This is a genomic window from Hymenobacter daeguensis (genome assembly GCF_054780555.1).
On sequence record NZ_BAAGWC010000061.1, the window covers coordinates 1 to 1,423 of the forward strand.

General features: G+C 70.5%; 1 protein-coding gene. It reads right to left on the bottom strand.

Translation table 11 applies throughout. From position 1 onward, the window contains the following. Positions 1 to 1,423: cadherin-like domain-containing protein (locus ACYVHT_RS23275; RefSeq protein WP_460557791.1), on the bottom strand; the 1,423-nt coding region annotated here is incomplete at both ends.

The following is a 1,423-nucleotide window of genomic DNA, read 5'->3' on the forward strand; positions in this document are numbered from 1 at the left end:
ACGGTAACGGTTCCGGTGGCGAAGAGCGTGGGGGTGCAGGCCTCGAGGCCGCCGTACTCGACGAAGTAGCCCGAGGTGGCCGAGCCGCCGGCGTTGTCCGACAGGTCGTTCCACAGGCCCGAGTTGCCGTACATGTGGGCGTAGTCCTCGCCGATGGGGCGGAACTGGTTCTTGAAGTCGTTGGGCTCGCCCGAGCTCCAGTTGCTGTACTGGCCGGCCACCGTGGCCCCGCCCGTCGTACCGTTGCCCACGTAGAAGGTGGTGCCGGCCTCGGGGCCGGTTTTCCACATCCACTGGCCTTCCACCACGTCGTCGGCCGCCCCGAACCAGACGTTGTCGGGGTTGCGGCCCTTGAGCAGGTTGGTTTCCGTGGCCGAGGTGATGGTGGCCAGGTAGCCGCTCAGCCCGTTGTAGGTGCGGGCCGCGGCCGCGGCCCGGGCCTGGGTCCAGGTCAGGTTGGCCGTGGGCACGAACTCGTAGTAGTGCCCCGTCACGGCCGAGGGGAACACCGGGCCGGCCAGCTGGGCCAGGTAGGTGAAGGTGGCCGGGCCGGTGTAGCCGATGTTGGGCGTGAAGGTGTAGGTGCCGTTGCCGTTGTCGACCACCGTGCCGCCGGTGCCCCCGCTCACGCTCGACACGGCCAGCGGGCGGCCCTGCGCGTCGGTGTCGTTGGCCAGCAGCTGGGCGGCCGTCACCGTCACCGGCGTGCCGGGCGTGGTGCTGAAGGCGTTGGGGCCGGCCACGATGGGCGAGGCGCCGTTGCCCGTGTTGGTTACGTTAATGTTGACCGTGCCCGTGGCGTAGAGGACGGGCGTGCAGGCTTCCAGCCCGCCGTACTCCACCACGTAGCCGGCCACCTGGCTGGCCGTGCCGCACAGGTCCAAATCGTTCCACTGGCCCGACTGGCCGTAGACCATGGCGTAGTCCTCGCCCTGCGGGCGCCAGATGTTCTTGTAGTCGTCGGGCTCGCCGGGGCTCCAGTTGGCGTAGGTCAGCGGCTGGCCGGCCTCGGGGCCGGTTTTCCACGTAAAGCTGCCCTCGGTCACGTCGTCGGCGGCGCCGAACCAGTACTGGCCGCCGAAGCCGGCGCGGCCCTTGATGGCGTTGACGTCGGCGGCGGTGTTGAGCGTGGCCAGGTAGCCCTGCATGCCGGCGTAGGTGCGGGCGGCGGCGGCGGTGCGGGCGGCGTCCCAGCAGATGCCGTTGGCGCTCACGAACTCATAGTAGTGGCCCGTGGCCGGGGCGGGGAAGATGGGGCCGGCGGCCTGGAGCAGGTAGGTGAAGGAGGCCGGGCCGGTGTAGCCGGGGAAGGGGGTGAAGGTGTAGGAGCCGTTGCCGTTGTCGACCACCGTGCCGTTGCCGCCGCCGCCCACGCTGCCGATGGCCAGGGGCGTGCCGTTGGGGCTCGTGTCGTTGGCCAGCA